Source organism: uncultured Parabacteroides sp., from assembly GCF_902493135.1.
Lineage (GTDB): Bacteria > Bacteroidota > Bacteroidia > Bacteroidales > Tannerellaceae > Parabacteroides.
The window spans coordinates 1-10,869 of sequence record NZ_CABUOD010000075.1 but is presented as its reverse complement, the minus strand read 5'-3'; the positions used below and the strand labels follow the sequence as shown (position 1 = coordinate 10,869).

The window sequence follows — 10,869 nt, the reverse complement described above, 5'->3', positions numbered from 1 at the left end:
CGACATTGTCGAAAACATATACGGTATTGCAGAGAATAAAATAGATGCAAGTCTGCAGGGCGAACCTTTACCGACAATTGCCGGCAGGCTGCTAATTTTGTGCGAATATAAGGGATAAGCCTGTACAATTCCCGAAATATCTGTACCTTTGCGAGGGAACCTTTTAAATAATAATATAGGAAAAGCTAAAAGTTCGTATATGAGAAATATAATGTTATCGCTTATGACTGCAATGGCTATGACTGCCTGTACGGGGCAGAAGGTAGAGACACACGACCGTGCATCTCTACAGGATGATTTCAATTATGTCGTGGATCAGTTTGCTGATCTTCAGATACTGCGTTATCAGGTTCCGGGATTCGAATCCCTTTCTTTGAAGCAGAAACAATTATTATACCATTTGTCGGAAGCCGCCCAGATGGGCCGGGATATCCTGTTCGACCAGAACTGCCGTTATAATCTGCCGATCCGCCGTACGCTGGAGGCTGTTTATACCGGCTATAAAGGAGATCGTACAGATCCGCAGTTTGTTGCTTTGGAGACTTATCTGAAGCGGGTTTGGTTTGCCAACGGTATTCATCACCATTATGCGGAAGATAAATTCGTTCCCGGCTTTACTCCCGAATCCTTCCGTACTTGCGTCTCCGGGGTTGAGGCTTCCGCACTTCCGCTACGTGAAGGGCAGACGGTGGAACAGTTTGTCGCCGGGATTAGCCCTGTGATCTTTGATCCGGGTGTGATGGCGAAACGTACGGTGCAAAGTGGCGATGTCGACCTGATCCGGGCTTCGGCCAACAATTATTATGGCGAAGGAGTTACCCAGGAAGAGGTCGAGGATTTCTATGCCCGGATGAAAGCCGGGAAAGATACGATTTCTCCGATCTCGTACGGCTTGAACAGTCGTCTGGTAAAAGAGAACGGCAAGCTGGTCGAAAAAGTGTGGAAAGTAGGCGGCCTCTATTCGCCGGCAATCGAAAAGATCGTGTCGGAATTGCAGAAAGCCGTGGCTTTTGCCGAGAACGATGCGCAAAAAGCAATCATCGGGAAACTGATCGAGTACTATCAGACCGGCGACCTGAAAACCTTTGACGCCTATTCGATCCTGTGGGTGGAAGATACGGCTTCGGAGGTCGACTTTGTAAACGGCTTTATCGAAACATACGGTGATCCGTTAGGAATGAAAGCCAGTTGGGAATCGACCGTGAACTTTATAAACAAGGAGGCGACGAAGCGGACGAAAGTGATCAGCGACAATGCACAATGGTTCGAAGATCATTCGCCGGTAGATAAACGGTTTAAGAAAGAAAAGGTGAAAGGTGTCAGTGCCAAAGTGATTACGGTTTCCATGTTGGGAGGCGATTGCTATCCGGCAACCCCGATCGGTATAAACCTCCCGAATGCCGACTGGATCCGCCGCGATCATGGTTCGAAATCCGTTACGATCGAGAATATCACCGAGGCATACGACAGAGCTTCTCTGGGGAATGGCTTCAATGAAGAATTTGTCTGGAGCGATAAGGAGCGCGAGGGATTGAAGAAATACGGATTTATCACCGACAATCTGCATACCGATTTGCATGAATGCCTGGGACATGGTTCCGGCAGATTGCTTCCCGATACCGATCCGGATGCTTTGAAGGCATACAGTTCGACATTGGAAGAGGCGCGTGCCGATCTTTTCGGTTTGTACTATCTCGGAGATGCCAAGCTGGTGGAACTCGGACTTGTGCCGGATGCCGAAGCCTATAAAGCCGAATATTATAAATATATAATGAACGGCCTGATGACGCAGCTGGTCCGGATCGAGCTGGGCAAAAATATTGAAGAAGCCCATATGCGTAACCGCCAGCTGATCGCCAAATGGGTGTATGAAAAAGGAAAGGCCGATAACGTGATCGAACTGAAACGGCGGGATGGCAAGACATACGTGGTTGTGGGTGATTATGCCAAACTGCGCGAACTGTTCGGAACTTTGCTGGCGGAAGTACAGCGTATCAAGAGCGAAGGCGATTTTGCCGCCGGAAAGAAACTGGTGGAAGAATATGCCGTAAAGGTCGATCCGGCTCTTCATGCCGAAGTGCTGGAGCGTTATGCCAAGCTGAACCTGGCTCCGTATAAGGGATTTGTGAATCCTATGATGAAGGAAGTCAAGGACGATAAGGGAGAAGTAACGGATATTGTGTTGGATTATACTGAAGGATATGCCGAACAAATGTTGCGTTACAGTAAGGAGTATTCGTTTTTACCGTCTTACAATGAATAATAAAGCACATGTTAGAAGATGAATTAAAAGAGATACGGACCCAGCTTCGCCTGGCGATGAATGGTGTGATCTCCACCAGCATGAGGGAGAAAGGTATTGTCTACAAATTGAATTTCGGTGTACCTCTGCCTGAAATCAAAGAGGTTGCCGCTACGCATAGACCGGATTCCGAACTGGCTGCCGCTTTATGGAAAGAAGATATTCGTGAATTCAAGATCTTGGCTTCTCTCTTGCAACCGGTGGACGAATTCTCGTCCCGGAAGGCGGGGCAATGGGTGAAGGAAATCCCTTATTTGGAAATTGCGGAGCAGTGCAGCCATAATTTGTTTTATAAGTTGCCGGATGTGGAGAATCTGCTGCTCGGACTGATTTTTAATGTGGAAGACGAATATGCACGTACGGTGGCTTATCTTGTCTGGGCCGAACTGTTTAAGGAAGGAAAGGAACTGATTGCACCGGTGAGGGCCGCATTTATTGTGGAATGTATGCGTACGGTAGCCTGGCCTGATTTCGGGGCGACTTTCAAAGAAAAGCAGGCTGCGGTGAAAGCGATGAAATTTTATGGAAGGCAGTCGGCGGAACAGGCGCGGCAAATGCTGGGCGGGTTCGACGAATTCCCTGAATTTATGAAGACGCCCGAAGGACAGGAAATATATAATGATTTAAAATTTGAATTTGAATATTGCCGTTAAGGCTTTGCGTTTAAAATAAATGCGCTAACTTTGTCGGTCGCGTGGAGTCGCAACTTGAAGATGGATGCAAAAAAGTACACAGAGATGCAAGACCTGTTCACCAGGTATCTTGCCGAGAAAAAACTACGAAAGACGGAGGAACGGTATGCCATATTGGAGTGTATATGCAGTTTCCCCGGTCATTTCGATATGTGTTTGCTTCATCAGAAATTGGAGGAAATGAATTTTCATGTCAGTCGGGCGACTGTTTATAATACGCTTGATGTATTGGTAGACAGCGGTATGATTGTGCGCCATCAGTTGACTTCCCAGGCTGTACAGTATGAATTGCGGATATTGGCGGAGACCCATTCGCATCTGATCTGTACGAAATGCGGAGCGATCCGGGAGCTGAAGGATGCAACTTTGAAAAAAGATGTAGACAATTTGAAGGTGACACGTTTCACTCCGGAATATCATGCGCTTTATATTTACGGCTTGTGCAGTAAATGTAAATACCGGCTTCAGCGGAAGAAGTAAGAATATTAACATCTATATAATATATAAACGATGAAAGTTGACGTTCTATTAGGATTGCAGTGGGGTGACGAAGGCAAAGGAAAAGTTGTCGACGTTTTAACTCCGAATTACGATGTGATAACTCGTTTTCAGGGAGGTCCCAATGCTGGACATACTTTGGAATTTAACGGTGAAAAGTATGTGTTACGTTCCATCCCCTCCGGTATTTTCCAGGGAGGCAAGGTAAACGTTATCGGTAACGGTGTCGTACTGGATCCGTTGTTGTTCCAGCAGGAAGCGGAAGCGCTTGCTGCCAGCGGACACGACCTGACCCAACAACTGTGTATCTCTAAGAAAGCTCATTTGATCTTGCCTACTCACCGTATATTGGATGCTGCTTACGAAGCGGCGAAAGGTTCGGGCAAAATCGGTACGACCGGTAAAGGTATCGGCCCGACTTACACGGATAAGATCAGCCGTAACGGCTTGCGCGTAGGCGACCTGTTGCATAATTTCGATGAAAAGTATGCTGCTGCAAAAGCAAGACATGAAGCAATTCTGCGTTCTCTGAATTATGAATATGATATTACCGAACTGGAAGCGCAATGGTTCAAGGCTTTGGATTATCTGAAACAGTTCCGTTTGATCGATAGCGAACATGTTGTCAATAATTATCTGAAAGAAGGCAGGTCTGTTTTGGCTGAAGGTGCACAGGGCACGATGCTGGATATCGACTTCGGTTCTTATCCGTTTGTGACTTCTTCCAATACGATTTGTGCAGGTTGCTGTACAGGTTTGGGGGTTTCCCCGCGTAACATCGGCGAGGTGTATGGTATCTTTAAAGCCTATTGTACGCGTGTCGGTAGCGGTCCGTTCCCGACAGAGTTGTTCGATGAGACTGGTAGCAAGATCCGTCAGATCGGACATGAATATGGTGCGGTGACCGGACGCGAACGCCGTTGTGGCTGGATTGACCTGGTTGCGCTGAAATATGCAATCATGATCAACGGTGTGACGAAACTGATCATGATGAAGAGTGATGTGCTGGATGGCTTTGAAACAGTGAAAGCTTGCGTTGCCTATAAAGTCAATGGTGAAGAAATAACAGAGTTCCCGTTTGAAATCAACGAAGGCATCGAACCGGTATATGTGGAAATGCCGGGTTGGAATGTCGACATGACGAAGATGCAGAGCGAAGACGAATTCCCCGAAGAGTTCAATGCTTACATCTCTTTCCTTGAAGAAGAGCTGGAAGTGCCGATCAAGATCGTTTCAGTCGGTCCTGACCGTGAGCAAACAATTGTCAGATATACCGAAGAATAAAACCTGGAAATAATACAAAATGGCAGAAGACCACATCCCGTAAGGATGATCTCCTGCCATTTTTGTTTTTGGCAGGCTTTTTGTCGTTTATGATTTTGTATAACTATTATAAATTAGAAGAATATGAGCATGTATTGGATTATATTTATCGGTTTTGCCCTTCTTAGCTGGCTGGTCTCTTCCAGACTCCAGAATAAGTTTGAGAAATATTCAAAGATTCCTATGCCGAATGGCATGACAGGGAAAGATGTGGCGGAAAAGATGTTGCATGATAACGGTATTTATGATGTAAAGGTCATTTCCACTCCCGGACATTTGACGGATCATTATAATCCGGCAAACCAGACCGTCAACCTGAGTGAATCGGTTTATTACAGTAATAGTATTGCCGCTGCTGCCGTTGCGGCTCACGAATGCGGGCACGCTGTCCAGCATGCTACGGCTTATGCGCCTCTCCGGATGCGTTCGGCTTTGGTTCCGGTCGTCAGTTTTGCTTCCAATATTATGACATGGGTCTTGTTGGGGGGGATGTTGCTGTTGCATACATTCCCGCAGTTATTGCTTTTTGGTATTATCCTGTTTGCAATGACCACTTTGTTCAGTTTCATTACGCTGCCGGTCGAGATCAATGCAAGCCGGCGGGCTTTGGCTTGGTTAAGCAATGCCGGTATCACAAATGCTTATACGCATGACAAGGCTGAAGATGCCTTGCGTTCTGCCGCTTATACATATGTAGTGGCTGCTTTGGGTTCGCTTGCTACATTATTATATTATATCATGATTTTCCTGGGTGGAAGAAGCCGGGATTAAACAGGAAGCATTACCTTTGCAACCTGAATAAATAAATTAGTGAATCATGCAAAAGCCGTCTATCCCTAAAGGAACAAGAGATTTTTCGCCTGAAGAAATGGCGAAGCGTAATTATATATTTAATACTATCCGCGAAGTGTACCATCTGTACGGATTTCAGCAGATCGAAACTCCGGCTATGGAAAACCTGTCTACGCTGATGGGTAAATATGGAGAAGAAGGTGATAAGTTGCTTTTCAAAATATTAAATTCCGGTGATTGTTTCTCCGGAATAACGGATGAAGAACTGTCGGAGCGCAATGCCGTAAGATTCGGAATGAAAGCCTGCGAGAAAGGTTTGCGTTATGACCTGACAGTCCCTTTTGCCCGTTATGTGGTACAGCACCGTAATGATATCGTTTTCCCGTTCAAACGTTACCAGATACAGCCGGTATGGCGTGCCGACCGTCCGCAAAAAGGACGTTACCGCGAGTTTTACCAGTGTGATGGCGATGTGATAGGTTCCGATTCGTTGGTGAACGAAGTCGAACTGATCCAGATTATGGATGAAGTATTCCGCCGTTTCGGAATCCGTGTCTGTATCAAGATGAACAACCGTAAGATTCTTTCCGGTATTGCGGAGATAATCGGTGAAGCCGATAAGATTGTCGATATCACGGTTGCTATTGATAAACTGGATAAGATAGGTCTGGATAATGTAAATGAGGAATTGCGTTCTAAAGAGTTGTCTGAAGATGCGATAGCCCGTTTGCAGCCGATCATTATGCTGAAAGGTACGAATCGTGAAAAGCTGGCTGTCCTGAAAAAGGAACTGGCCGCATCGGAAATAGCGATGAAAGGTATTGCCGAAATGGAATTTATCCTGGACCGCATCGGGAAGTTGGAACTGACAGCTGAGTTGGAACTGGACTTGACGTTGGCACGTGGTCTGAACTACTATACGGGTGCGATCTTCGAAGTAAAAGCGTTGGATGTCCAGATCGGAAGTATCACGGGGGGAGGACGCTATGACAATCTGACCGGTGTGTTTGGCTTGGACGGTGTGTCTGGTGTCGGGATCTCCTTCGGTGCCGATCGTATTTTCGATGTGCTGAACCAGTTGGAACTTTATCCGGCTGATTCTTTGAAGACCACGCAACTGCTGTTCGTGAACTTCGGCGAGAAGGAAGAAAATTATTTATTGCCTTTGATCTCGAAAGTGCGTGCTGCCGGTATCCGTACGGAACTATATCCCGAATCTGCCAAAATGAAAAAACAGATGGGATATGCCGATACGAAAAAGATTCCGTTTGTGGCGATTGTCGGTGAAAACGAAATAAATGAAGGTAAGATCAATCTGAAAAATATGTTGACAGGTGAACAGTCTCTCGTCACATTAGAAGAGCTGATCGAAAGATTCTAACAAAAAAGTAAAGGAAGTGCTGCGATTCTATTGTGGCACTTCTTTTTTTATATACATATCCTTATGAAAATACCTTGTCTTATTCTCTCGATTGCTTTATGTCTGTCATCTTGTAAATTCCAACCTCGCGCCTCTTGGGTGACGACGACCGAGAAGGCTTTCTGGCAGGAACAACCCGATCTGCTTTCCGCTTCGGCTGATACTGTCCGGACAATCGATGTGACCGTATATAAGGATAAGCCCTTGCAAGAGATCGACGGGTTCGGCGCCTGTTTCAATGAATTAGGATGGATTTCCTTGAGCCGTCTGGATCCGGCCGACCGTGAAAACATAATGGAGGAACTTTTCTTTCCTGAATACGGGGCTAATTTCACTATCTGCCGTATGCCGGTCGGGGCAAATGACTTTTCACGTGACTGGTATTCTTATGATGAGACGGACGGTGATTTTGAAATGAAGAATTTCACTATCGCGAACGATCAGCAGACCTTGATCCCTTTTATCCGGAATGCCCGGAAATATAATGCGGACTTGCGTATCTGGGCGTCTCCTTGGTGTCCGCCTTCCTGGATGAAGTATAACAGGCATTATGCTTCGGCTTATACCGGAGAGGCTTATGATGAAAGATACCGGAACGGCTTGCCGGCGGATAGGATTGGGCACGAAGGGGAAGATATGTTTATTCAGGATTCGCTCTATTTGCAGGCATACGCTTTGTATTTTTCCAAATTTATCCAAGCTTATAAGGAGCAGGGGATAAACCTATTTGCCGTCATGCCGCAGAATGAATTTAATTCCGCTCAAATCTTTCCGAGCTGTTGCTGGACAGCGGTCTCGCTGGCAAACTTTATCGGCAATTATTTAGGGCCGGCAATGGCGGAGCAGCAGGTAGAAGTCATGTTTGGAACTGTCGAGCGCAAGAACGAAGCGTTGGTCGATACGATCCTGTCAGATCCCGTCTGCCGTCGTTATATAGAAGGTGTCGGTTTCCAATGGGCCGGCAAGGGAGCGATAAAAGGAATACACGAACGCTATCCGGATTTGAAACTTTACCAGACGGAGCAGGAATGTGGCGACGGTTTGAATGGCTGGAAAGGGGCCGTCTATTCCTGGAACCTGATGCGGCATTACCTGGATAATGGCGCTTCTGCCTATATGTATTGGAATATCTCCCTTGAGAAAGGAGGGATCAGCCGTTGGGGGTGGGCGCAGAACTCGCTGGTGGTTGTGGATCCTGTTGATAAAACTTATTCTTTTACTCCCGAATATTATATAATGAAGCATCTGAGCCACTATGTCCAACCCGGTGCCCATAAGGTGGAAACAGACGGAACGTTTACCGATCTGCTTGCTTTTGTCAATCCGGATGAAACCATCGTGATCGTATTGGCGAACGAAGGGTATGACAGCCGTTCCGTTTCAATCCGTATCGGGAACCGCGTGTATCGACCGTTGCTTCCGGCACAGTCCGTTTCCACTATTTTAATAGACTGATAGTTGAACTTCCTCGTTCACTCTCTTGTTGTAATGGGGAAGTCCTTTTGTGGCAGGATGGTCATCCTGTCAGACATATTTGCATTGTCAGCCTGTCCGGAGTGTAAAATTGTCAGTCTTTTCCCTGACAACCGTTTTGGCACAGTATTCGCATAGGCATTTACGTGCGATAAGAAAGCACAAGATTAACGTAATATTATTAACAACTAAAAAATATACAACGATGAACATTAGACCATTAGCAGACAGAGTGCTGATTAAGCCGGCTGCAGCAGAAGAAAAGACACTTGGCGGAATCATTATTCCCGATTCAGCAAAAGAAAAACCTTTAAAGGGTGAAGTTGTCGCCGTTGGTAACGGAACAAAGGATGAAGAAATGGTTGTAAAGAATGGCGATACTGTACTGTACGGCAAGTATGCTGGTACGGAAATCGAACTGGACGGCGAGAAATATCTTATCATGCGCCAGTCTGATATTTTGGCTATTATCTAATTCATTATTAAGAACAATAAAAAAATATAAGATATATATTACTATGGCAAAAGAGATTAAATACGATATGGATGCCCGCGACCTTCTGAAGAAAGGTGTGGATGAATTGGCTAACGCAGTAAAAGTAACACTGGGCCCGAAGGGACGTAACGTGATCATCGAAAAGAAATTCGGTGCTCCTCACATTACAAAAGACGGTGTAACGGTAGCTAAAGAAGTTGAGGTTGCTTGCCCGTTTGAAAACATGGGGGCTCAACTGGTTAAGGAAGTCGCTTCCAAGACTAACGACAATGCCGGTGACGGAACGACAACTGCAACCGTTTTGGCACAGTCCATTATCGGTGTCGGTCTGAAGAACGTAACGGCAGGTGCCAACCCTATGGACCTGAAACGTGGTATCGACAAAGCTGTGGCTAAAGTCGTGGAAAGCATCGCTGCCCAGTCTGAAGCTGTAGGCGACCAGTTCGAAAAGATCGAACACGTAGCCAAGATTTCCGCTAACGGTGACGAAGCCATCGGTAAGCTGATCGCTGAAGCTATGCAGAGAGTGAAAACCGAAGGTGTTATCACTGTAGAAGAAGCTAAAGGTACGGAAACTACAGTAGACGTAGTAGAAGGTATGCAGTTCGACCGTGGTTATATCTCTCCGTATTTCGTAACCAACACGGAAAAGATGGAATGCGAGATGGAAAATCCGTATATCCTGATCTATGATAAGAAAATCTCTGTATTGAAAGATTTGCTGCCTATCCTTGAACCGGCAGTTCAGAGCGGTCGTCCTCTGTTGATCATCGCTGAAGATATCGATAGCGAAGCATTGGCAACTTTGGTTGTAAACCGTCTGCGTGGTTCTTTGAAGATCTGTGCTGTTAAGGCTCCGGGCTTCGGCGACCGTCGTAAAGCCATGCTGGAAGATATCGCTGTCCTGACCGGTGGCGTTGTGATCTCCGAAGAAAAGGGCTTGAAGCTGGAAGGCGCTACAATGGATATGCTGGGTACTGCTGAAAAGGTTACGGTAGACAAAGACACGACTACTATCGTAAACGGTGCAGGCGATAAGGAAGCTATCCAGGCTCGTATCGGCCAGATCAAGACTCAGATCGAAAATACGACTTCCGACTACGACAAGGAAAAACTGCAGGAACGTCTGGCTAAGATGGCCGGTGGTGTTGCCGTACTGTATGTAGGTGCTCCTTCTGAAGTAGAAATGAAAGAAAAGAAAGACCGTGTCGACGATGCTCTGCATGCAACTCGTGCCGCTATCGAAGAAGGTACGGTTCCCGGCGGTGGTGTCGCTTACATCCGTGCTATCGAAGCATTGGAAGGCATGAAGGGTGAAAACGAAGACGAAACAACCGGTATCGAAATCGTTAAACGCGCTATCGAAGAACCGTTGCGCCAGATCGTTGCCAACGCTGGTAAAGAAGGTGCGGTAGTTGTTCAGAAAGTAAAAGAAGGTAAGGGTGACTTCGGTTACAATGCCCGTACAGACAAGTATGAAAACTTGTGTGCAGCCGGTGTAATCGACCCTGCTAAGGTAACACGTGTAGCTTTGGAAAATGCCGCATCTATCGCAGGCATGTTCCTGACTACGGAATGTGTGATCGCTGAAAAGAAAGAAGAAACTCCGGCGGCTCCTGCCATGAACCCGGGTATGGGTGGCATGGGCGGTATGATGTAATTCTTCCCATAAAGCATAAACGCAGAAACGGCTGCTTCCCGAAAGGGAGGTGGCCGTTTTTTTGCGTAAAAAAGTAAGGTTACTGTTTGGCAGTTTCAAAAATGTTGCTATCTTTGCAACCGCAATCGAGAGAGATTGCTTCACTGAAAAGTGCTGAATTGCCCAGGTGGCGGAATTGGTAGACGCGCACGTTTCAGGTGCGTGTGTCGAGAG

9 protein-coding genes are annotated in these 10,869 nt (G+C 46.4%); all 9 read left to right on the top strand.

What is annotated here, in order from left to right; translation table 11 throughout:
- Positions 1-199: 199 nt before the first annotated feature.
- The 9 genes from RDN79_RS18480 to groL all read left to right on the top strand — a co-directional run bounded on the left by RDN79_RS18480 (position 200) and on the right by groL (position 10,656).
- Positions 200-2,263, top strand: coding sequence for a dihydrofolate reductase (locus RDN79_RS18480; RefSeq protein ID WP_298547117.1), 2,064 nt, complete (start codon positions 200-202; stop codon positions 2,261-2,263).
- Positions 2,264-2,271: 8 nt separating this feature from the next.
- Complete coding sequence (locus RDN79_RS18475; RefSeq protein ID WP_298547119.1) at positions 2,272-2,955, top strand: DNA alkylation repair protein; 684 nt, start codon at positions 2,272-2,274, stop codon at positions 2,953-2,955.
- A 60-nt stretch (positions 2,956-3,015) separates the two neighbouring features.
- The gene (locus tag RDN79_RS18470) at positions 3,016-3,474 is read left to right on the top strand and encodes a Fur family transcriptional regulator (RefSeq protein ID WP_308573343.1); all 459 of its coding nucleotides are present in this window, start codon (positions 3,016-3,018) and stop codon (positions 3,472-3,474) included.
- 30 nt (positions 3,475-3,504) lie between these two features.
- Positions 3,505-4,776 (top strand): adenylosuccinate synthase, encoded by a 1,272-nt coding sequence (locus tag RDN79_RS18465; protein WP_298547124.1) that lies wholly within the window; start codon positions 3,505-3,507, stop codon positions 4,774-4,776.
- Between the two features lie 123 nt (positions 4,777-4,899).
- Positions 4,900-5,586, top strand: a complete 687-nt coding sequence (locus RDN79_RS18460; protein ID WP_298547126.1) for a zinc metallopeptidase — start codon at positions 4,900-4,902, stop codon at positions 5,584-5,586.
- Positions 5,587-5,632: 46 nt separating this feature from the next.
- Complete coding sequence (hisS, locus tag RDN79_RS18455) at positions 5,633-6,988, top strand: histidine--tRNA ligase (protein WP_298547128.1); 1,356 nt, start codon at positions 5,633-5,635, stop codon at positions 6,986-6,988.
- Positions 6,989-7,051: 63 nt separating this feature from the next.
- Positions 7,052-8,482, top strand: a complete 1,431-nt coding sequence (locus RDN79_RS18450) for a glycoside hydrolase family 30 protein (RefSeq protein ID WP_298547130.1) — start codon at positions 7,052-7,054, stop codon at positions 8,480-8,482.
- A 223-nt stretch (positions 8,483-8,705) separates the two neighbouring features.
- Complete coding sequence (locus RDN79_RS18445) at positions 8,706-8,975, top strand: co-chaperone GroES (protein ID WP_005636683.1); 270 nt, start codon at positions 8,706-8,708, stop codon at positions 8,973-8,975.
- A 43-nt stretch (positions 8,976-9,018) separates the two neighbouring features.
- A complete protein-coding gene (gene groL / locus RDN79_RS18440) occupies positions 9,019-10,656 on the top strand; it encodes a chaperonin GroEL (RefSeq protein WP_298547137.1) in 1,638 nt (545 codons plus the stop codon).
- Positions 10,657-10,869: the final 213 nt, after the last annotated feature.